We start from the raw sequence: 18,981 nt of genomic DNA, 5'->3' as shown, positions 1-18,981 counted from the left end.
GCGTCCACCCTGTTCGGGAGTTTCCTGATCTCACCGCCAAACGGCGGCTCAACTCCTCGCAAGATCAGGAGAACAAACAATGCAGCAGATCCCCGTGGACACTGTCGGCGCGACGTTGATGGTTGCTCAGCCTCCGCAGCCGAAGTACGCGAACCAGAAGACGCAGGAGCGTGCGGCTGACAGGCAGACCGGTGAGCTTCTGGTGACCTTGGACGTGCTGTTCGTGAAGGATGGCAACGCGGAGGTCGTGAAGGTCACCGTGGGTGAGTCGTCCATCTCTGGTGAGCTGGCGATCGGTACGCCGGTCGCGCTTACCGGGCTGATCGCTCGCCCGTGGGAGAACGAGTTCAACGGCCAGAAGCGGCACGGCATCAGCTTCCGTGCGGTCGCGGCCACCGCGCAGAGCGTCGGGGCGCCGAAGAGCGCGAAGGCGGCCTGATCATGAGCTGGTTAGCGATCACGCTGGTGATCGTGGTCGGGCTGGCGCTGCTGCTTCGGTGGCGCCGCCCCGCCTGGTACTGGCTGGCCTTCGGGATCCTGTTCGCCGCGATCCGCGTCCGGGTCCACTACGCGGCCGTGATGGACGCCTGCCACCTGACGGTTCCCGCCTCGCGGCTGCGGCTGCGAATGGCACGCCTGCTCAACCAGGACATCCCGCGCCAACGGGTTCCCCGGCTGCTGCGGCTGTCGCCGACCAGGACCGGCCTGCGTTTGCGGATCAAGATGCGGCCCGGGCAGGACGCCTTCGAGTTCTCGGCTGCGGCCGATCGGCTGCGGCATGCCTTCGCGGTGCATCAGGTCACCTCCCGTGAGGTGAAGCCCGGAATCATCGAGATCACGGTGACCGGCTACGACGTCCTCAAGCGGGTGCAGATGCCCGCCAAGGTCGACCGGGAGGGTTTGCGGATTGCGCTCGCGCTGCGGGAGGACGGTCGTGTCCACTACCGCGATTACCGGCAGGTCCCGCACTCGCTGACGCTGGGTGCCACGCAGTCGGGTAAGTCGGTCTACCAACGCAAGGTCATCAAGGAACTCGCGCCGCTGCCCATTGCGCTGGTCGGTATCGACTGCAAGAACGGTGTCGAACTCGCCCCGATGGCCCGCCGGCTCTCCGCGCTGGCGGACAACCCCGATGACGCTGCCGATCTCCTCGAAGCCCTCGTGGCCCGCATGGAGACGATCTACGAAGTGATCCGGTCCGAGCAGCGCGTCAGTGCGGACACACCGGATGGGGAGATCACCGCTGACATCTGGGGTCTTCCTGAGCATCTGCGCCCGGTCCCGGTGCTGCTGACCGTGGATGAGATCGCCGAACTGGCGCTGTTCACGAACAAGGCGGAGAAGCTGCGCCGCGAGCGTGCGATCACTGCCCTGGTCCGGCTGGCTCAACTCGGCCGCGCTGCTGGCATTTTCGTCGACATCTACGGGCAGCGCTTCGGCTCCGAGCTCGGGGATGGAATCACCATGTTGCGCGCCCAGTTGACCGGGCGGACCGCGCACCGGGTCAACGATGAATCGTCGGCCAAGATGGCCTTTGGGGACATCTCCCCGCATGCGGTGTTCGCCACCACCCAGATCCCCAACGAGCGTCCGGGCACGGCCGTGGTCGGCCATTCCAACGGCGACTGGATCCGCATCCGCACGCCGCACACGACGGTGCGCCAGGCCGTGAACGCCTGCAACAAGCACGCCGACATGACCCCGGATCTCCCGGAGCTGGCGCGCTTCCGCCCGCCGATCCGCACCGCTCCGCTTAAGGCGCCCGCGACCGCTGAACCCGTCGCCGAAGCCGCCTGATCTTCCTGCTTCACCGGTCGGCGCGACCGCCTCGCGCCAGGTCCTTACCCGCTCCATGCCTGAATCAGAAAGAGGAAGCCATGAGCAAGCACGAAAACGCCATCGACAACAAGGCCCGACTGTCCCGGTTCGGCAGGGACATCAGGAGCTACGGACGCGACAACGGCAGCGACGACTTCTCCGAGGTCGTGCAGGGCGCCTTGATCGCGGAGAACGCGACCAACAAGGCCGTGGTCGGCTCCGGTTACCCCCGCAAGGGTCAGTGATCGCCATGACTGAACCCGGAAAGACGATCACGAGCCGTCTCTCACTGTTCAAGATTCTTGCCTGCTTCGGTGGCCGCCTGCTTGCACGACGAACTCACGGGGCTGGCTTCGCCGATTCGGAGACGCGTCGTGACGCTCTCCTAGCCCGACTGGAAACCGCCTCCAAGGCAGCTGAAGTCCATCATCAGTCGCGCACAGAGGTCGGTGATCGCCATGTGTGAGCACTGCGACGACTTCGCCCGCACCGTGAGCCTCTTCGTCGATCTGGCTCTGTACGCCAAACAACCGGGCGCGGACGAAGCTTTTGTGGACCTGGTCGGCCCGTCCTTGGCCGCGTCCCTCCCCGAGCCGCCTCCGGGCACCTTCCCTCCCGGCTACGGCCCTAGCGACGGACCCCAGTACCCCCGTGAGGAGTCATGAGCCCGGCCGTGGACAAGCCCGCTGCCGACGAGCCGGCCGTCAAGGAATGCCCGACGTGCAAGGGCACCGGGGAAGTCCCCCGCCCGGTCCGCGTCGGCCGCAAGCGCCGCCCCGTTGGTGAGCAGAACGGTTTGTGCCTGGGCTGCCTCGGCTCTGGCCAAGCGCCTACCGACTGATCACCGCCGGGACCGGGCGGCCGGGCCAGATCCCCGCCCCGTCCCGGCTCCAACTCCGTTGAAGGGAGGAACCGAGATGAAGAGCAAGATCCGCATGGATGCGGTGCTCGTCCAAGCCGTGATCGCCGGGGCGCTGTCCTTCGCGCACCTGCACGACATCGCCGCGGCGGCCGGACAGACCGGCTGGAAGGCCTGGGCCTACCCGATCTCGGTCGACCTGCTCTTGGTCGCCGCCTGGCGCCGGCTACGCAATTCCGGGCCTTCCCGGCTGGCCTGGTGCTGGTTCCTCATCGCCCTGGTCGCCTCGCTCGGCGCGAACGTCGCCACCGCCGGCTTCCTCGACCTCCAACATCCCCCGGCCTGGCTACGTTTCGGCGTCGCCGGCTGGCCCGCCCTCGCCTTCCTCGGCGGCACCCTCCTCGCCCACTCCCCGACACGGGAGCCCGCGAGCACCAAGGCTGGCAACGAGCAGCCGGCTCCGCCAGCTCCTGTCACGGCCGTACCGGATCCCGAGCCCGTCATCGAGCCGGCGCCCGTTGCCGAGCCGGACCCGGTTCCGGCCCTGCCCGAAGCTCCTGCCGCTGCGGAGGTTCCCGCGGTTCCGGCCGCGCTGGTCAGCCACGCCCGCAAGGTCGCCGACGAGCACCAGGCCCGCACCGGATCCCGCATCGACATCGACACCCTGCGCGCCCGCCTCGGCGTCCCGGCCCCGATGGCCGACGCGATCGCCGCCCAACTCACCTGACACAGAAAGGATCACCCGTCATGCCGCACGGCTTCATCTTCCAGCGAGTCATGTCCTACGGCCCCGTAGAGATCGGCACCGCGCACGACCGCGAAGGCCACAAGTGCTACGTCGCCGCCTGCACCGCCGACAAATGCGGCTGGTCCGCCGACTTCAACACCTACTCCGGCGCCTGCATGGCCGCCAAGGGCCACCACTGCCGCATCAACTGACCTGCAAGACAAGGAAGACCTGGTCATGTCCGTCCCGCTCTGGTTCACCCTCGCAGTCGTCGGCTACCTCGGCATCAAACTCGTCCGCCCGCCGGCCTGGCTCGTCATCGTCCTGCTGCTCGGCGGCTACCTCCTCGCCGACAGCCTGCTCGCCCCCGCCCTCGACCCGGCCATCAAGTAACCCACCACAGAAGGGAGATCACCCCATGTTTCAGCCCCGCGTACCGATCAATCCGGCACCCACCGGCGAGATCCCGGTCATCACCACCGCGAGCGCGATCACACAGCCCGACTACCACCACGCCTCGACCGACTGCTTCTGCCAGCACAGTGCCCCGGCGCCGGCCACGTCCACGGGTCCCACGGTGCAGCTCACCCCGGGCTCGCTCATCGTCATGGTCGGCGCCGGCACGGCCGTGGTGCTTGTCGTCGGCGCGGTGCTGGTCTCCATGCTCCTGGCGGTCGCCATCACCGCTGTCGCGTTGGCGATCTGCGCCCTGGTCATCCGCTCGCTCATCAACGGCGGGGCCAAGCACACCCGTTGACCGGCCCCGGAGCGGTCTCAACCACCAAGTCCAGTCCGCTCCGGTGCCGCACCTCCCACCCGAAACAACCGATCCGGAAGGAAGCCACACCATCATGACCCACCCCACTGCTGCCCCGGCCCGCATCTGCGGCAACTGCGACGGGTTCGCCACCGTCAAGGTCACCCTCGGCGGCCGCAACCGGCACGGCCACCTGCGCACGGTCACGGCTCGCTGCACGACCTGCCACGGAACCGGCAGGGCCCGCCAGGCCCGCGTACGGGAGGTGGCTGCATGAGCGCCCCGGAGAACCTCACCGCCGCTCTGGCCGACGTCAAAGCGGAGATGGCCCGCACCGACAACAAAGCCGCTCTGCTGCTGGCGTTCGTCGGTGCAGTGCTGGCCGGTGGTTGGACGGTCGCCAAGGACGCTCCCTTGAACGTCGCTGCCGTCGTGGTCGGCGGCACCGGTGTGGCACTGCTGATCACAGCGGCCGGCCTACTGCTGGGCTCGGTCCGCCCAAGCCTGGGCGGCTCGCACCGCGTCGGCTTCTCGCTCTGGGCGACACTCACCGCCGAAGAGATCGAGACCGAACTAGCCAGCGACCACAGCACTCAGCACATCGCCGCCCTCTCCCGCATCGCGGTCGCCAAGTTCACCGACCTGAAGCGGGCAGTCGACCTCGTTCGCATCGGTGGCGGACTGCTCATCACCGCAGCACTGATCGTCGCCGGCGGTGCCGCATGAGCCTCCTGAACTGGAACTCGGGACAGCACTTCGATCACGGCGACACGTGCGCCTGCACCCAATGCGGCAAACCCACCCCACTGCGCGCCCACTCCGGCGAACCCGTCTACAAGGTGTGCGCAGAGACGTGGAACGACGACCACCCCACCGCCCCACGCCACGAACACGACGGCCGCGACTTGGGCACCACCCGCTACTACTCCGACCCTCCCCGTAAGAGCAGCAAGGAGGGCACCCGATGACTACGAACCCTTACGTCTTGGATCTCTTCGCTGGCCCCGGTGGGTGGGCCGAGGGATTCCGCCGACTCGGTGTGCGTGAGGTCGGCATCGAGATCGATGCCGCCGCCTGTGCCACCCGCGCCGCCGCCGGACACACCACCATCCGCGCCGACGTCGCCACCTACCCCACCGCCCCACTCGCCGGGAAGTTCACCGGGCTGGCCGGCTCCGCCCCCTGCCAGACCTGGTCGGCCGCTGGCCTCCGGGCGGGGGAGGACGACCGAGAGCTGTGTCACCGGGCCCTCGACGACCTCGCCGCGGGACAGGACACCCGCGACGCTTTACGCGCCCGGTGCGCCGACGCACGCTCGCTCCTGGTCGTCGAACCCCTCCGCTACGCCCTGGACCTCGCCCCGGACTGGGTCGCCCTGGAGGAAGTCCCCGCGGTCCGGCCGGTCTTCGACCACATCGCCCGCATCCTCCGAGCCCGTGGCTACACGACGTGGGTCGGCATCCTCAACGCCGCTGACTACGGCCTCCCCCAGACCCGGCGACGCTGCATCCTGCTCGCCTCTCGCACCACCTCGGTCGGGCCCCCGGAACCCACCCACAGCACGGTCGCGGAACCCGAATCGCTCTTCGGCCCCGGCCGTCCGGCATGGGTCACCATGGCCGACGCGCTCGGCTGCCCCGTCGCCGATGTCATCACCCGCGGCGAACACGAAGGCGGCGGCACTCGCTTCTCGACCTCCGCTCCGTCTTGGGCGATCACCGGTCGGGCCCGCTCCTGGACGCTGCGCATGGGCAACCGGGAGCGCGCCACTCGCCGCACCCTCGACCAGCCGGCGCCCACCCTGTTGTTCGGCCACGCGCTCAAGGACGTGTCTTGGTACGACGATGACGGCACCGCCGTGCGCCGCCTGTCCGTCCAGGAAGGCGCCGTCCTTCAGGGCTTCCGGTCCGACTATCCCTGGCAGGGCTCGCGCACCAAGCAGTTCGAGCAGCTCGGTAACGCCGTCCCCCCGCCCATGGCCGGTGCGCTCCTCGCCGGCCTGACCGCCCCGACCGCTGTGGGGGTGGCCGCGTGACCGACACCGCCACCGTGGCGGGCCTGGATGCGGCCACTCTTGGCGACATGCTGCGGGTGGCCGGCTCCGACCGCTTCGACCGCTGGCAGGACCAGATCAGACGCACTGGCGGCTGCTCCGACCCGATCCACCTCACCGGCTGGTCCATCGCCAAAGACCGCACCACCGGCGAAACCCTGCGGCACTACACGACCGAGAACGAGCCGGGCGGTCGGCTGCGGATTGCGTGTGGCAACCGCCGTGCCTCGCGCTGTCCGGCCTGCGCCTGGACCTACGCCGGCGACACCTACCACCTCATCCGCGCCGGACTCGTCGGCGACCAACGCCACGAGATCCCCGCAACGATCCGACACCGGCCCCGCGTCTTCGCCACTCTCACCGCCCCCAGCTTCGGCCCCGTCCACAACCAGCCCACCCCCGGGGCCTGCCGCTGCGGCATCGCCCACCGTGACGACGACCCGGCGCTCGGCACCCCGCTTGATCCGACGCGCTACGACTACGCGGGCGCCGTGCTCTTCAACAACCACGCCGGCGAGCTGTGGCACCGCTTCATCAACCGGTTACGCCGCGAGCTCGCAGCCCAAGCTGGCATCACCCAGAAGGCATTCAAGGAAACCGCCCGCCTCTCATACGGCAAGGTCGCCGAATTCCAAAAGCGCGGAGCCGTCCACTTCCACGCCGTGATCCGCATCGACGGACCCGATGGACCCGACACCCCACCGCCGGACTGGGCGAGCACGGACCTGCTCACGCAAGCGATCCGTGCCGCCGCCGCGCACTCGTACGTCACGGTCACCGTGCCCCCGAGCGAGGAAGCCGGGTACTCCGGTTGGTCCCTGCTCTGGGGACGACAGCTCGACGTGCGCCCGATCAAGGCGTTCGGCGACGGCTCCGAGATCACCGAACAAGCAGTGGCCTCCTACGTTGCCAAGTACGCCACCAAAGCCGCCGAGAACACCGGCACCGTCGACCGTCGCATCGGCAACCGCGAAGCCGCCACCCTCCTCGGCCTGCCCGACCACCCTCGCCGCCTGATCGACGCCTGCTTCGACCTCGCCCCCGCCTACCCGGAGCGACGGCTCACGGCCTGGGCCCACATGCTCGGCTTCCGCGGCCACTTCTCCACCAAGTCCCGCCGCTACTCCACCACCCTCGGCACCTTGCGACAGATCAGAGCCGACTACCGAGCCGCCCAAGAACGTGAAGCCCTCGGCCTCGACGGACACGAACCCGACACCGTGCTCGTCCTCGCCTCCTGGCAATACGCCGGCCACGGCCACACCCCCGGCGAATCCGCCCTCGCCGCATCAATCTCCCGCGACCTCCAGCTCAACCGCGAAACCGCACGCGAAGCCCTGCACGACCAACCCGTCCTGGAAGGAGCGCACCAGTGAAAGACGAACTAATGACCGTGGCCGAGATCCTGACGGAGCTGCGGGATGTCTCCCGGCGAACCTTCTACCGGTGGCGGGAACTTGGGCAGGCGCCGACCGCATTCAAGCTGCCGAACGGCGAACTTCGGGTATGGCGGAGCGATTACGACGCGTGGCTGCGTGATCTGGAAGAGGCGGCGTGAAATCCCTCGACGTGAAGATCTGGGGCGTCCGTAAGCGAGCCTCGAAACGAGCTTCCTACGACGTGCGTTGGTCCGTCGCTGGCAATGTCTTCTCGGAGTCATTCCGCACGAAGGCGTTGGCTGATCACTATCGAGCCAAGCTCCTACGTGCTGCGCGAGAGGGCGAGGAGTTCGACGGTGAGACGGGTCTGCCTGCGTCGATGGCTGCGAAGCGGGCCGTGTTGACTTGGTACGCCTTCGGCTTGCGGTATCTGGCGATGAAGTGGCCACATGCGGCCCCCAACACGCGCGATGGTCTCAATGAGGCCCTGACATCCGTGACGTTGGCCCTACTGGACGACCGCCCGGGGCGCCCAGCTGACGACGTCCTGAGAAAGGCTCTACGCAACTGGGCATTCGTCCTGCCCGGTCCCCAGGATCGGGATGTGCCGGTTGACGTCGCCAATGCTCTGCACTGGGTCACCAAAGCATCCCGCCCCCTGGACTGCCTCGTCGACCCGGTGACCGCCCGTGAGGTTCTTGATTCGTTCAAGATTCGCCTCGATGGGAAGGCCGCTGCCGCGGAGACGGTGCGTCGCAAAAGGCGTACGTTCGTCAATGCCCTGTACTACGCCGTGGACTTGGGCGAATTCCGGGAAAACCCCTTGGCTGCGGTGCGCTGGCAGAAGCCCAAGGCATCTAGTGAGGTAGACCCCCGGGTGGTGGCCAACCCGCAACAGGCGCGCGCTCTGCTCCACGCCGTGTCCTACGTCGGCGGCTTTCGTCGTGCGCGCGGGCGACGTCTGGTCGGACTCTTCGCCTGCATGTACTTCGCCGGCCTCCGTCCCGCGGAAGCTGTCGGTCTCGCCGAACCCGATCTCGTCCTGCCCGGGGAAGGCTGGGGCTCTGCTCTCCTGCACCGCACACGCCCGAGTGTCGGCCGACAGTGGACCGATTCCGGCGAGACCCACGATGACCGCGGGCTCAAGAACCGTGCTGCTGAGGATGTCCGCCGCGTGCCTATCCCGCCGCAGCTCGTGGCCGTACTCCGCGAGCAGCTCGACACCTTCGGCACTGCCGCGGACGGGCGCCTGTTCTACAGCGAGCGTGGGGGAGTGGTGGCCTCCTCGACCTACTGGCGGGCCTGGCAGGAAGCCCGGCTGCTTGCCCTCCCACCGGCCGCGGCTGCCTCGCCGCTGGCTCGACGGCCGTACGACCTGCGGCACTCCGCGCTGTCGACGTGGCTCAACGCCGGCGTCGATCCAACAGAGGTAGCCGAGCGAGCTGGCAACAGCGTTGAGGTCCTGCTCGGCCGCTACGCGAAGTGCCTCGATGGTCGTCAGGAGGTGGCCAACCGCCGTATCGAGGATCTGTTGAGCGAGTACGACTGACCGACGACCACGCGTCGACGCTAGGGCCCCTGGACCTGTCCGGGGGCCTTCGTCGTTTTGTGGGGACTGACCTGGGGAAACGCCCCAAGATCATGTCCACGAATAGTCCACAGACTCTGACATAGGGCCGCTAAGGGCGGCATACGGCTGCACACGTCCGTAGATACGCCAAGACCCCGTCCTCAGCGAAACCGCTGATGGCGGGGTCTTCGGACACCTCATACAAGGTGCCCCCGGCAGGATTCGAACCTGCGCACACGGCTCCGGAGGCCGTTGCTCTATCCCCTGAGCTACGGGGGCGTGTCAGCGCTGATTGCGCGGCGACGGGTAGAACCCTACCAGCTCCAATGGGCTCCCCATGAACAGGTATTTCCGCATCTCCGCGGCCGCCGGAACGGCCGCACCGCACCGCGCTTCCCAGGGGTCGCCCCGGGGTCCCCCACCCGGGGCGGACGCGCACCCCAGGCATCCCCCGCACAGGGCAGAAGTGGGGAAAACCCGGACGCGGCGGTGTCGGCAGACCTACTCTCGAGTTGTGTCAGGCGTGCCCGGCCGCGTGCTTGTTGTGGACGACAACAAGGTCATCCGGCAACTGATCAGGGTCAACCTCGAGCTGGAGGGCTTCGAGGTGGTGACCGCGGCCGATGGTGCCGAGTGCCTGGACGTGGTGCAAGAGGTCAGGCCCGACGCCGTCACCCTTGATGTGGTGATGCCCCGCCTTGACGGGCTGCGGACCGCCGCGCGGCTGCGTTCCGATCCGCGGACCCGGCATCTGCCCATCGTGATCGTCAGTGCCTGTACTCAGTACGAGGTGGAGAGCGGTCTTGAAGTGGGCGTGGACGCCTTCCTCGCCAAGCCCTTCGAGCCGGGTGAACTCGTCGGGATCGTACGGCAGTTGCTGGAGCGCGGCCGCGGCGGCGAAGCGCTCGGCGGCGACTGCGCGGCCGGGACCGGAGAGGCCGAGCGAGCCGGCCGCACCGGCGGCTGAGCCGACCGCCCCGCGCGCCCTGTCGCAGAGGCCCGGCCACCCCGGAGACCCCCACCCCCCGTCCACATCCCGGACCATCCGCCAAACCGGGTCGCGTCCCTACCCCCCTCCTCCCATACGCTTGTCCCCGTGACCCCCGTCGAGCTCTCCCGTTCCGTGCTGCGCGCCATGCGCCGCGCCGTCGATGACGGTGAGCTACGTGACGTGGGCATGCCCGAGCGGGTGATCGTCGAGCGGCCTCGGCCCGGGGGGCGTGGGGATTACGCCACCAACGTCGCCCTGCAGGTCGCCCGCGCCGCCGGGCGTCCGCCGATGCAGGTCGCCGAGATTCTGTCCCCGCGGCTCACCGCGGAGCCCGGCATCGCCTCCATCGACATCACCGGGCCCGGCTTCCTCAACATCACCCTCGCCGAAGGCGGAAACAGCGGGGGAGCGGCCCTCGTACGCGACGTACGCGAGCGCGGTGCCTGCTACGGGCACGTCCACCCCGACACCGGCGCCCGCCACCAGCTCCACTTCCCCCGCGAAGTCCGCGCCGCCGTCCTCGCCGACACCCTCCGCCGGATCCTCCGCTCGCAGGGTGCCCTCGTGCGTGTCACCTGTGACGAGGCGCCCGACCCCGGCTGGTCGACCGGCCTCGGGGTGCGCGTCGACGCCCACGGGAAGCCTCCCGTCCCGCTCGACACGCTCCGCCCCGTCCCCGCCCCGCAGGACCCCACCCCCCTCGGCCGCGACGCCGCCCGCTGGGCCCTGCTGTATCCGGCCGGGCACGACCGCCCCCGGATCGAGCCGGCCGAGCAGCACCTCGCCCAGCGCGAGAGCAACCCCCTCTTCCGCGTGCGGTATGCGTACTCCCGTACCCGTGCCCTGAGCCGGAACGCCGAGGCCCTCGGGTTCGACGCCGTCCCCGGCGACGTGCAAGACGTACAAGAAGCGCAAGACCTCCTCGACGCCATCGGTGACCACCCCCGCGTCCTCGCAGCCGCCGCCCGGCGTCACGCGCCCGACCGCCTCGCCCGGCACCTCGTCACCACCGCCGACGCCTTCCTCGCCTTTCAGCCGTCCGTCCTGCCGCGCGGTGACGAGAAACCCCTGGCCGCCCACCGCGCCCGGCTCGCGCTCGCCGAAGCCGCCGGGACGGTGCTCGCCGGTGGCCTGTCCCTGCTCGGCATCAGCGCACCAGAACATCTGTGAGAGAGACGACCGCGACATGAGCCGTTCCGCACACCCCGCCGGGCCCCGCCACGCCGACGTACTGCCCGAAGGGCACTACACCGCGCCGCCCGCCGATCTGAACTCCCTCGACCCGAAGGTCTGGGCGCAGACCGTCACCCGCAACGCGGACGGTGTCGCCACCGTCGGCGGCATCGAAGTGACCCGGCTCGCCGAGGAGTTCGGCACCCCCGCCTACTTCCTCGACGAGGCCGACTTCCGTGCCCGCTGCCACGCCTGGCGCGGCGCCTTCGGCACCGACGCCGACGTCTTCTACGCAGGCAAGGCCTTCCTCTCGCGTGCGGTCGTGCGCTGGCTGCACGAAGAAGGACTCAACCTCGACGTCTGTTCCGGGGGCGAACTCACCACCGCCCTCGACGCCGGGATGCCCGCCGACCGCATCGCCTTCCACGGCAACAACAAGAGTGAAGAGGAGATCGAGCGGGCCATCTCCGTCGGCGTGGGGCGCATCGTGCTCGACTCCTTCCAGGAGATCGTGCGGGTCGCGCACATCGCCGAGCGGCTCGGCAAGCGGCAGCCCGTGCAGATCCGCGTCACCGTCGGCGTGGAAGCGCACACCCACGAATTCATCGCCACCGCGCATGAGGACCAGAAGTTCGGCATCGCCCTCGCGGGAGGACAGGCCGCCGAGGCCGTCCGCCGCGCGCTGCAGCTGGACGGGCTCGAGCTCATCGGCGTGCACTCGCACATCGGGTCGCAGATCTTCGACATGGCCGGTTTTGAAGTCTCCGCCCGTCGTGTCGTGCAGCTGCTCGCCGAGATCCGTGACGAGCACGGTGTCGAGCTTCCCGAGATCGACCTCGGCGGCGGGCTCGGCATCGCGTACACCTCCGACGACGACCCGCGCGAGCCGCACGAGATCGCCAAGGCACTGAGCGAGATCGTCACGCGTGAGTGCGAGGCCGCCGATCTCCGCACCCCTCGTATCTCCGTCGAGCCGGGGCGCGCCATCGTCGGGCCGACCGCCTTCACGCTGTACGAGGTCGGCACCGTCAAGCCGCTCGAGGGTCTGCGTACGTACGTCTCCGTCGACGGCGGCATGTCCGACAACATCCGCACCGCGCTCTACGACGCCGAGTACAGCGTCGCCCTGGTGTCGCGCGAGTCCGACGCCGAGCCCATGCTCGTACGCGTCGTGGGCAAGCACTGCGAGAGCGGCGACATCGTGGTGAAGGACGCTTTCCTCCCCGCCGACCTGGCTCCCGGCGATCTGATCGCCGTGCCCGCGACCGGCGCGTACTGCCGTTCCATGGCGAGCAACTACAACCACGCGCTCCGTCCGCCGGTCGTCGCGGTCAAGAATGGTGCGGCGCGCGTAATCGTCCGGCGCGAGACGGAGGAAGATCTCCTGCGTCTCGATGTCGGGTAATGAAATAGATGTCTCATGATTCGGACAGGGGATAGAAACTCCGGTCCGGTGGGTGAGACTGGTCCCATCGTTTAGATGTATGAGAAGTGAGGTCGGATGATGCGTACGCGTCCGCTGAAGGTGGCGCTGCTGGGCTGTGGGGTTGTCGGCTCAGAGGTGGCGCGCATCATGACGACGCACGCCGACGACCTCACGGCCAGGATCGGCGCCCCGGTCGAACTCGCCGGGGTCGCCGTCCGCCGTCCCTCCAAGGTGCGCGAGGGAATCGACCCCTCCCTCATCACCACCGACGCGACCGCGCTGGTCAAACGGGGCGACATCGACGTCATCGTCGAGGTCATCGGAGGGATCGAGCCCGCCCGGACCCTCATCACCACCGCCTTCGAGCACGGCGCGTCCGTCGTCTCGGCCAACAAGGCCCTCATCGCCCAGGACGGTGCCGCGCTGCACGCCGCCGCCGAGGAGCACGGGCGGGATCTCTATTACGAGGCCGCCGTCGCCGGCGCGATTCCGCTGATCCGGCCGCTGCGCGAGTCCCTTGTCGGCGACAAGGTCAACCGGGTCCTCGGGATCGTCAACGGGACCACCAACTTCATCCTTGACGCGATGGACACGACCGGGGCCGGGTACCAGGAAGCCCTCGACGAGGCCACCGCTCTCGGGTACGCCGAGGCCGACCCGACCGCCGACGTCGAGGGCTTCGACGCCGCCGCCAAGGCCGCGATCCTCGCCGGCATCGCCTTCCACACGCGCGTGCGGCTCGACGACGTCTACCGCGAGGGCATGACCGAGGTGACCGCCGCCGACTTCGCCTCCGCGAAGCGCATGGGCTGCACCATCAAGCTGCTCGCCATCTGTGAGCGGGCCGCGCACGGGGAGTCCGTCACCGCGCGCGTGCATCCCGCGATGATTCCGCTCAGCCATCCGCTGGCGTCCGTGCGCGAGGCGTACAACGCCGTCTTCGTGGAGGCGGAGGCCGCCGGCCAGCTCATGTTCTACGGGCCCGGCGCGGGCGGCTCGCCCACCGCGTCGGCGGTGCTCGGCGACCTCGTCGCCGTCTGCCGGAACAAGCTCGGCGAGGCCACCGGGCCCGGCGAGTCCGCGTACACCCAGCTGCCCGTGAGCTCCATGGGCGAGGTCGTCACGCGGTACCACATCAGCCTCGACGTGGCCGACAAGCCGGGTGTCCTCGCCCAGGTCGCGACGGTCTTCGCCGAGCACGGCGTATCGATCGATACGGTCCGTCAGACGGGCAAGGACGGCGAGGCATCCCTCGTCGTCGTCACCCACCGGGCACCCGACGCCGCGCTCAGCGGCACGGTCGAGGCGCTGCGGAATCTCGACACCGTGCGTGGTGTCGCGAGCATCATGCGGGTTGAAGGAGAGTAACCAGCAATGACCCACCAGTGGCGCGGAATCATCGAGGAGTACCGGGACCGTCTCCCCGTCTCCGACACGACGCCGGTCGTGACGCTCCGCGAGGGCGGCACGCCGCTCGTGCCCGCGCAGGTGCTCTCCGAGCGCACGGGCTGCGAGGTCCATCTCAAGGTCGAGGGCGCCAACCCGACCGGGTCCTTCAAGGACCGCGGCATGACGATGGCGATCACGAAGGCCAAGGAGGAGGGCGCGAAGGCCGTCATCTGCGCCTCCACCGGCAACACGTCGGCCTCCGCGGCCGCCTATGCCGTACGCGCCGGAATGGTCTGCGCGGTCCTGGTGCCGCAGGGCAAGATCGCGCTCGGCAAGATGGGCCAGGCGCTCGTCTACGGCTCGAAGATCCTTCAGGTCGACGGGAACTTCGACGACTGCCTGAACCTCGCGCGCGGTCTTTCGGAGAACTACCCCGTGGCGCTGGTCAATTCGGTCAACCCGTTCCGCATCGAGGGCCAGAAGACCGCCTCGTTCGAGATCGTCGACGCGCTCGGCGACGCCCCGGACATCCACGTCCTTCCCGTCGGCAACGCCGGCAACATCACGGCCTACTGGAAGGGCTACAAGGAGTACGCCGCCGACTCGGTGTCGACGCACACTCCCCGGATGTGGGGCTTCCAGGCCTCGGGTTCGGCGCCCATCGTGCGTGGCGAGGTCGTCAAGGACCCGTCCACCATCGCCACCGCGATTCGCATCGGCAACCCCGCGTCCTGGGACTTCGCCCTGGCCGCGCGCGACGAGTCGGGCGGCTTCATCGACGAGGTGACGGACCGTGAGATCCTGCGCGCCTACAAGCTGTTGGCGTCCCAGGAGGGTGTCTTCGTCGAGCCCGCGTCGGCCGCGTCCGTCGCCGGTCTCCTGAAGGCCGCCGAGCAGGGCAAGGTCGACAAGGGCCAGAAGATCGTCTGCACGGTCACCGGAAACGGCCTGAAGGACCCCGACTGGGCCGTCGCCGGCGCCCCGCAGCCGGTCACCGTGCCGGTCGACGCGGCCACCGCCGCCGAGCGCCTCGGCCTGGCATAACCCCGGGGAAAACCCGCAACTCCCCACAGGGGGTGCACAGGGGGCTTACGGCACGCATCGTGCGCCTCCTGTGCGCCCTATGTCGCCACAGAACCTTCCTTCGATAGGCTGTACCCAACCCGCCCCGCCGCATATGCCGCGGTGCCGCCGTGTATCGGCCTTCGGGTACTGCCTCACATGTGGCAAGTCCTCCAAAAGATCGCAGCTCAAGGAGAGTCATCGAGCGATGGCCGGTCCCGCGTTCCGCGCCGCCGCCGTCCGGGTGCGCGTCCCCGCCACCAGCGCCAACCTCGGGCCGGGCTTCGACGCCCTCGGCCTGTCGCTGGGGCTGTACGACGACGTCGTCGTCCGGGTGGCCGACTCCGGACTGAACATCGACATCGCAGGTGAGGGCAGCGAGACGCTCCCGCGCGACGAGTCGCATCTGCTTGTACGTTCCCTGCGTACCGCCTTCGACCTGCTCGGCGGACAGCCGCGCGGGCTCGAAATCGTCTGCGCCAACCGTATTCCGCACGGCCGGGGCCTCGGCTCGTCGTCCGCCGCCATCTGCGCCGGAATCGTCGCCGCGCGCGCCGTGACGATAGGCGGTGACGCCCGGCTCGACGACAACGCCCTGCTTGAGCTCGCCACCGAGATCGAGGGCCACCCCGACAACGTCGCCGCCTGTCTGCTCGGCGGCTTCACGCTCTCCTGGATGGACGGGGGAGCGGCGCGGGCGATCAGGATGGACCCCGCCGATTCCATCGTTCCGGTGGTTTTCGTACCGGGAAAGCCGGTCCTCACCGAAACCGCGCGCGGACTGCTCCCGCGCACCGTCCCCCATGTGGACGCGGCCGCCAACGCGGGCCGGGCCGCCCTGCTCGTCGAGGCGCTGACCAGACGCCCCGAGCTGCTGCTCCCCGCCACCGAGGACCGCCTCCACCAGGAGTACCGCGCACCCGCCATGCCGGAGAGCGCCGCCCTGGTGGACCGACTGCGGGCGGACGGCGTTCCCGCGATGATTTCCGGCGCGGGACCCACGGTCCTCGCGCTGGCCGATGAGAGTACGGCCGACAAGGTCGCACGCCTCGCGGGCGAGGGCTGGGCGGCCAACCGTCTGGCGCTCGACGCGACCGGGGCGAGCGTGCTGCCGCTCGCGCCTTGACGCAGTGACCTCCGGGTAACCGGATTTGGAGAGGGGGAATGTTTGTTGGATCCGGTAGTGTTAACCTCAAGTCTGCACCCGACCCCACCATGGCGAGGTGCTTCGTGTCCCCGTCCGGGACATCCATCCTTCCGGGAGCCTCCCAAACTGCTTCGTGCCTTGCATTGAGCAGTTCCGAGCACGCTCCGGAACCGGCGTGACCGAGCCGAGTGACACCGCACATCAGTGGCACCTCACCGGGACTCGCCATCACCAGTGAATTCTTCCGCCGCGCATTGGCGGACCACCGCCCCGGCCAGGTCCACACACCAAAGGACCGCCGGACAGCACAACCGGTCGCCGAGCCAGACAGGCCGACGTCCGCTCCAGGGAAGGACCCTTCGTGAGCGACACCACCGATCTGATGGGCGTGACTGCCGACACGCCCGCCACGGACGCCTCTGCGGCGCCTGCCACCGGTGCTTCGGCCGGGTCCCGGCGGCGCCGCGGCACCGGCCTCGAGGGCATGGTGCTGGCGGAACTGCAGCAGGTCGCATCCGGCCTCGGTATCAAGGGCACTGCGCGGATGCGCAAGAGCCAGCTGATCGAGGTCATCAAGGAGGCGCAGGCGGGAGGGGGCGCCCCCGCGAAGAGTGCCGCGCCGTCCTCGGCCGAGGCCGAGACCAAGCCGAAGCGCCGCGCGACCTCCAAGGCCCGTACGGGCGAGGACGCGGCGGCCGGCGGCAAGTCGAGCAAGGCCGACAAGGCCGAGAAGACGGAGCAGGCTTCGGGCGGCAAGGCCGAAGAGGCCGTCGCCCAGCAGCAGATCGACATCCCGGGCCAGCCCGCGGGTGCCGACAAGGGCGAGCGCCGGCGTCGCCGCGCCACCGCCGACGCGGGCAGCCCCGAGACCGTCACCGCCGAGGCGAAGGCCGAGCCGAAGCAGGACGCGCAGTCCGAGTCCCGCGGCGACGGCTCCGGTGAGGGCGCCGAGGGCCGCCGTGACCGTCAGGGCCGCGACCGCCAGGGCCGTGGCCGCGACCGTGACCGCCGAGGTGGCAACAAGGGCGACGACCAGCAGGGCGGTGGCCGTCAGGACCGCCAGCAGGGCGGCGGCCGGCAGGACCGTCAGCAGCGGGACAACGGCCCGCAGGACGACTTCGACGACGAGGCGGGCGGCCGTCGCGGGCGTCGCGGCCGGTACCGCGACCGCCGTGGCCGCCGTGGCCGCGACGAGTTCGGCGGCGCCAACGAGCCGCAGGTCGCCGAGGACGACGTACTGATCCCCGTCGCGGGCATCCTGGACATCCTCGACAACTACGCGTTCATTCGTACGTCGGGCTACCTGCCCGGACCGAACGACGTGTACGTGTCGCTCGCCCAGGTCCGCAAGAACGGTCTGCGCAAGGGCGACCACGTCACCGGCGCGGTCCGTCAGCCCAAGGACGGCGAGCGCCGCGAGAAGTTCAACGCGCTCGTCCGCCTCGACTCGGCGAACGGCATGGCGGCCGAATCCGGGCGCGGGCGACCGGAGTTCAACAAGCTGACGCCCCTTTACCCGCAGGACCGGCTCCGTCTGGAGACCGACCCGGGCATCCTGACCACCCGCATCATCGACCTCGTGTCGCCGATCGGCAAGGGTCAGCGAGGGCTGATCGTGGCTCCGCCGAAGACCGGCAAGACCATGATCATGCAGGCGGTCGCCAACGCGATCACCACCAACAGCCCCGAGTGCCACCTGATGGTCGTCCTGGTCGACGAGCGTCCGGAAGAGGTCACCGACATGCAGCGGTCGGTGAAGGGCGAGGTCATCTCCTCGACCTTCGACCGTCCCGCCGAGGACCACACCACCGTCGCCGAGCTGGCCATCGAGCGCGCCAAGCGTCTCGTCGAGCTGGGTCACGACGTGGTCGTCCTGCTCGACTCCATCACCCGCCTCGGCCGTGCGTACAACCTCGCGGCCCCGGCGTCCGGGCGCATCCTGTCCGGTGGTGTCGACTCGACCGCGCTCTACCCGCCGAAGCGCTTCTTCGGTGCGGCGCGCAACATCGAGGACGGCGGCTCGCTGACCATCCTGGCCACCGCGCTTGTCGACACCGGTTCGCGCATGGACGAGGTGATCTTCGAGGAGTTCAAGGGCACCGGCAACATGGAGCTCAAGCTCGACCGGAAGCTCTCGGACAAGCGCATCTTCCCGGCGGTGGACGTCGACGCGTCCTCCACCCGCAAGGAAGAGATCCTGCTCAACAGCGAAGAGCTGGCGATCGTCTGGAAGCTGCGCCGGGTGCTGCACGCGCTCGACTCGCAGCAGGCCATCGAGCTGCTTCTCGACAAGATGAAGCAGACGAAGTCGAACGCCGAGTTCCTGATGCAGATCGCGAAGACGACGCCGACGCCGGGCAACGGCAACGACTAGTCACAGCGAACAGCACCACCAAAGGGCCGCCCCCGTCATCCGACGGGGGCGGCCCTTTTGCCTGCCGAGAGACCTTTGCCACACACATAAGAGATTCTCACGGTCACGGGCAGTAGCACCGGCGCCGACGAAATCGCAGGTGGGAAGCTGGATGGGTGGGTTCGGAGTGCACGGTGGGTCACCGGTGTGCGCCGGGGGCGCCCACAAGGCGCTGTGCAACCCTTCAGGCGGTTTGCACGTCTGACAAATGACGTCA

Annotated in this window: 23 protein-coding genes and 1 tRNA gene; 23 read left to right on the top strand and 1 reads right to left on the bottom strand. The window is 69.2% G+C overall.

Annotated features, from left to right (window positions below; genetic code table 11):
• Positions 1 to 79 precede the first annotated feature (79 nt).
• From AB0G47_RS11570 to AB0G47_RS11495, 16 genes are all read left to right on the top strand, one after another.
• Complete coding sequence (locus AB0G47_RS11570; protein ID WP_360767210.1) at positions 80 to 439, top strand: hypothetical protein; 360 nt, start codon at positions 80 to 82, stop codon at positions 437 to 439.
• Positions 440 to 441: 2 nt separating this feature from the next.
• Positions 442 to 1,797, top strand: a complete 1,356-nt coding sequence (locus tag AB0G47_RS11565; protein WP_360767993.1) for an FtsK/SpoIIIE domain-containing protein — start codon at positions 442 to 444, stop codon at positions 1,795 to 1,797.
• Between the two features lie 80 nt (positions 1,798 to 1,877).
• Positions 1,878 to 2,063 (top strand): hypothetical protein, encoded by a 186-nt coding sequence (locus AB0G47_RS11560; RefSeq protein ID WP_360767208.1) that lies wholly within the window; start codon positions 1,878 to 1,880, stop codon positions 2,061 to 2,063.
• A gap of 213 nt (positions 2,064 to 2,276) precedes the next feature.
• The gene (locus AB0G47_RS11555) at positions 2,277 to 2,483 is read left to right on the top strand and encodes a hypothetical protein (protein ID WP_360767205.1); all 207 of its coding nucleotides are present in this window, start codon (positions 2,277 to 2,279) and stop codon (positions 2,481 to 2,483) included.
• A complete protein-coding gene (locus AB0G47_RS11550; RefSeq protein ID WP_360767202.1) occupies positions 2,480 to 2,659 on the top strand; it encodes a hypothetical protein in 180 nt (59 codons plus the stop codon). Before AB0G47_RS11555 ends, AB0G47_RS11550 begins: the two co-directional genes overlap by 4 nt.
• Before the next feature lie 76 nt (positions 2,660 to 2,735).
• Positions 2,736 to 3,404 (top strand): DUF2637 domain-containing protein, encoded by a 669-nt coding sequence (locus AB0G47_RS11545; RefSeq protein WP_360767199.1) that lies wholly within the window; start codon positions 2,736 to 2,738, stop codon positions 3,402 to 3,404.
• A 20-nt stretch (positions 3,405 to 3,424) separates the two neighbouring features.
• Positions 3,425 to 3,616: a mobile element transfer protein gene (locus AB0G47_RS11540; RefSeq protein WP_360767196.1), complete on the top strand. Its 192-nt coding sequence runs from the start codon at positions 3,425 to 3,427 to the stop codon at positions 3,614 to 3,616.
• A 25-nt stretch (positions 3,617 to 3,641) separates the two neighbouring features.
• Entirely contained in the window at positions 3,642 to 3,797 is a 156-nt protein-coding gene (locus tag AB0G47_RS11535) for a hypothetical protein (protein ID WP_360767193.1), read from the top strand.
• A gap of 25 nt (positions 3,798 to 3,822) precedes the next feature.
• Positions 3,823 to 4,161 (top strand): SpdD-like protein, encoded by a 339-nt coding sequence (locus tag AB0G47_RS11530; RefSeq protein ID WP_360767190.1) that lies wholly within the window; start codon positions 3,823 to 3,825, stop codon positions 4,159 to 4,161.
• A gap of 94 nt (positions 4,162 to 4,255) precedes the next feature.
• Positions 4,256 to 4,438 carry a hypothetical protein gene (locus AB0G47_RS11525; RefSeq protein ID WP_360767188.1) on the top strand — a complete coding sequence of 61 codons (183 nt, stop codon included), beginning with the start codon at positions 4,256 to 4,258 and terminating at the stop codon, positions 4,436 to 4,438.
• On the top strand, positions 4,435 to 4,887 hold the full coding sequence (locus tag AB0G47_RS11520; protein ID WP_360767185.1) for a Pycsar system effector family protein: 453 nt from the start codon (positions 4,435 to 4,437) through the stop codon (positions 4,885 to 4,887). The genes AB0G47_RS11525 and AB0G47_RS11520 overlap by 4 nt, the downstream gene beginning before the upstream one ends.
• Positions 4,884 to 5,129, top strand: coding sequence for a hypothetical protein (locus tag AB0G47_RS11515; RefSeq protein ID WP_360767182.1), 246 nt, complete (start codon positions 4,884 to 4,886; stop codon positions 5,127 to 5,129). Before AB0G47_RS11520 ends, AB0G47_RS11515 begins: the two co-directional genes overlap by 4 nt.
• Positions 5,126 to 6,196, top strand: coding sequence for a DNA cytosine methyltransferase (locus AB0G47_RS11510; protein ID WP_360767179.1), 1,071 nt, complete (start codon positions 5,126 to 5,128; stop codon positions 6,194 to 6,196). The genes AB0G47_RS11515 and AB0G47_RS11510 overlap by 4 nt, the downstream gene beginning before the upstream one ends.
• Entirely contained in the window at positions 6,193 to 7,590 is a 1,398-nt protein-coding gene (gene repSA, locus AB0G47_RS11505) for a replication initiator protein RepSA (protein ID WP_360767177.1), read from the top strand. The genes AB0G47_RS11510 and repSA overlap by 4 nt, the downstream gene beginning before the upstream one ends.
• Before the next feature lie 11 nt (positions 7,591 to 7,601).
• Positions 7,602 to 7,772 (top strand): excisionase, encoded by a 171-nt coding sequence (locus tag AB0G47_RS11500; protein ID WP_360767174.1) that lies wholly within the window; start codon positions 7,602 to 7,604, stop codon positions 7,770 to 7,772.
• Positions 7,769 to 9,142 carry a tyrosine-type recombinase/integrase gene (locus tag AB0G47_RS11495; RefSeq protein ID WP_360767172.1) on the top strand — a complete coding sequence of 458 codons (1,374 nt, stop codon included), beginning with the start codon at positions 7,769 to 7,771 and terminating at the stop codon, positions 9,140 to 9,142. Before AB0G47_RS11500 ends, AB0G47_RS11495 begins: the two co-directional genes overlap by 4 nt.
• Positions 9,143 to 9,370: 228 nt before the next feature.
• Here AB0G47_RS11495 and AB0G47_RS11490 read toward each other — a convergent pair.
• A tRNA-Arg gene (locus AB0G47_RS11490) sits at positions 9,371 to 9,442 on the bottom strand.
• A gap of 235 nt (positions 9,443 to 9,677) precedes the next feature.
• On the opposite strand from AB0G47_RS11490, the gene AB0G47_RS11485 reads away from it, so the two are divergent.
• The 7 genes from AB0G47_RS11485 to rho all read left to right on the top strand — a co-directional run bounded on the left by AB0G47_RS11485 (position 9,678) and on the right by rho (position 18,725).
• Entirely contained in the window at positions 9,678 to 10,130 is a 453-nt protein-coding gene (locus AB0G47_RS11485) for a response regulator (RefSeq protein ID WP_360767170.1), read from the top strand.
• Positions 10,131 to 10,259: 129 nt separating this feature from the next.
• Positions 10,260 to 11,324, top strand: a complete 1,065-nt coding sequence (gene nrtL, locus AB0G47_RS11480; RefSeq protein WP_360767167.1) for an ArgS-related anticodon-binding protein NrtL — start codon at positions 10,260 to 10,262, stop codon at positions 11,322 to 11,324.
• A gap of 16 nt (positions 11,325 to 11,340) precedes the next feature.
• A complete protein-coding gene (gene lysA, locus AB0G47_RS11475) occupies positions 11,341 to 12,732 on the top strand; it encodes a diaminopimelate decarboxylase (RefSeq protein WP_360767164.1) in 1,392 nt (463 codons plus the stop codon).
• A gap of 99 nt (positions 12,733 to 12,831) precedes the next feature.
• On the top strand, positions 12,832 to 14,121 hold the full coding sequence (locus tag AB0G47_RS11470; RefSeq protein ID WP_360767991.1) for a homoserine dehydrogenase: 1,290 nt from the start codon (positions 12,832 to 12,834) through the stop codon (positions 14,119 to 14,121).
• A 6-nt stretch (positions 14,122 to 14,127) separates the two neighbouring features.
• Positions 14,128 to 15,186 carry a threonine synthase gene (gene thrC, locus AB0G47_RS11465; protein ID WP_360767161.1) on the top strand — a complete coding sequence of 353 codons (1,059 nt, stop codon included), beginning with the start codon at positions 14,128 to 14,130 and terminating at the stop codon, positions 15,184 to 15,186.
• 226 nt (positions 15,187 to 15,412) lie between these two features.
• The gene (gene thrB, locus AB0G47_RS11460) at positions 15,413 to 16,330 is read left to right on the top strand and encodes a homoserine kinase (RefSeq protein WP_266870799.1); all 918 of its coding nucleotides are present in this window, start codon (positions 15,413 to 15,415) and stop codon (positions 16,328 to 16,330) included.
• 382 nt (positions 16,331 to 16,712) lie between these two features.
• Complete coding sequence (gene rho / locus AB0G47_RS11455) at positions 16,713 to 18,725, top strand: transcription termination factor Rho (protein ID WP_360767158.1); 2,013 nt, start codon at positions 16,713 to 16,715, stop codon at positions 18,723 to 18,725.
• Positions 18,726 to 18,981: the final 256 nt, after the last annotated feature.

The sequence above is a fragment of the Streptomyces sp. NPDC021622 genome, assembly GCF_040640795.1.
GTDB lineage: Bacteria > Actinomycetota > Actinomycetes > Streptomycetales > Streptomycetaceae > Streptomyces.
This window is presented reverse-complemented; position numbering and strand designations above follow the sequence as displayed.

Excerpts from the sequence above, each read along its gene's own strand:
- AB0G47_RS11570 (WP_360767210.1), top strand. The coding sequence starts at position 80 with ATGCAGCAGATCCCCGTGGACACTGTCGGCGCGACGTTGATGGTTGCT.
- AB0G47_RS11565 (WP_360767993.1), top strand. The coding sequence starts at position 442 with ATGAGCTGGTTAGCGATCACGCTGGTGATCGTGGTCGGGCTGGCGCTG.
- AB0G47_RS11560 (WP_360767208.1), top strand. The coding sequence starts at position 1,878 with ATGAGCAAGCACGAAAACGCCATCGACAACAAGGCCCGACTGTCCCGG.
- AB0G47_RS11555 (WP_360767205.1), top strand. The coding sequence starts at position 2,277 with ATGTGTGAGCACTGCGACGACTTCGCCCGCACCGTGAGCCTCTTCGTC.
- AB0G47_RS11550 (WP_360767202.1), top strand. The coding sequence starts at position 2,480 with ATGAGCCCGGCCGTGGACAAGCCCGCTGCCGACGAGCCGGCCGTCAAG.
- AB0G47_RS11545 (WP_360767199.1), top strand. The coding sequence starts at position 2,736 with ATGAAGAGCAAGATCCGCATGGATGCGGTGCTCGTCCAAGCCGTGATC.
- AB0G47_RS11540 (WP_360767196.1), top strand. The coding sequence starts at position 3,425 with ATGCCGCACGGCTTCATCTTCCAGCGAGTCATGTCCTACGGCCCCGTA.
- AB0G47_RS11535 (WP_360767193.1), top strand. The coding sequence starts at position 3,642 with ATGTCCGTCCCGCTCTGGTTCACCCTCGCAGTCGTCGGCTACCTCGGC.
- AB0G47_RS11530 (WP_360767190.1), top strand. The coding sequence starts at position 3,823 with ATGTTTCAGCCCCGCGTACCGATCAATCCGGCACCCACCGGCGAGATC.
- AB0G47_RS11525 (WP_360767188.1), top strand. The coding sequence starts at position 4,256 with ATGACCCACCCCACTGCTGCCCCGGCCCGCATCTGCGGCAACTGCGAC.
- AB0G47_RS11520 (WP_360767185.1), top strand. The coding sequence starts at position 4,435 with ATGAGCGCCCCGGAGAACCTCACCGCCGCTCTGGCCGACGTCAAAGCG.
- AB0G47_RS11515 (WP_360767182.1), top strand. The coding sequence starts at position 4,884 with ATGAGCCTCCTGAACTGGAACTCGGGACAGCACTTCGATCACGGCGAC.
- AB0G47_RS11510 (WP_360767179.1), top strand. The coding sequence starts at position 5,126 with ATGACTACGAACCCTTACGTCTTGGATCTCTTCGCTGGCCCCGGTGGG.
- AB0G47_RS11500 (WP_360767174.1), top strand. The coding sequence starts at position 7,602 with ATGACCGTGGCCGAGATCCTGACGGAGCTGCGGGATGTCTCCCGGCGA.
- lysA (WP_360767164.1), top strand. The coding sequence starts at position 11,341 with ATGAGCCGTTCCGCACACCCCGCCGGGCCCCGCCACGCCGACGTACTG.
- AB0G47_RS11470 (WP_360767991.1), top strand. The coding sequence starts at position 12,832 with ATGCGTACGCGTCCGCTGAAGGTGGCGCTGCTGGGCTGTGGGGTTGTC.
- thrC (WP_360767161.1), top strand. The coding sequence starts at position 14,128 with ATGACCCACCAGTGGCGCGGAATCATCGAGGAGTACCGGGACCGTCTC.
- thrB (WP_266870799.1), top strand. The coding sequence starts at position 15,413 with ATGGCCGGTCCCGCGTTCCGCGCCGCCGCCGTCCGGGTGCGCGTCCCC.